Here is a 271-nt window from a genome sequence, read left to right as displayed (position 1 = left end):
AAAATAACTGATTTCTATCAATTAAGATATCATCAGTAAAATTGGTGGAGCCTAGCGGGATCGAACCGCTGACCTCCTGCGTGCAAAGCAGGCGCTCTCCCAGCTGAGCTAAGGCCCCAAAAGGATATTTAAGATGAATGGTGGGCCTAAATGGACTCGAACCATCGACCTCACGCTTATCAGGCGTGCGCTCTAACCAGCTGAGCTATAGGCCCATTCATATATTTTACTTTGAGAACAATCAGTTCTCTCAAAACTAAACATAATACAG

Annotated in this window: 2 tRNA genes; both read right to left on the bottom strand. The window is 44.3% G+C overall.

The features are described 5' to 3' along the window. Positions 1-42 precede the first annotated feature (42 nt). A tRNA-Ala gene (locus BTHG_RS23905) sits at positions 43-118 on the bottom strand. A gap of 20 nt (positions 119-138) precedes the next feature. Next, positions 139-215: transfer RNA gene (locus BTHG_RS23900), tRNA-Ile, on the bottom strand. Between the last annotated feature and the right edge of the window lie 56 nt (positions 216-271).

The organism is Bacillus timonensis, from assembly GCF_000285535.1.
Lineage (GTDB): Bacteria > Bacillota > Bacilli > Bacillales > Bacillaceae_L > Ferdinandcohnia > Ferdinandcohnia timonensis.
The sequence above is the reverse complement of the archived record's forward strand: the minus strand, read 5'-3'. Positions and strand labels throughout refer to the sequence as shown.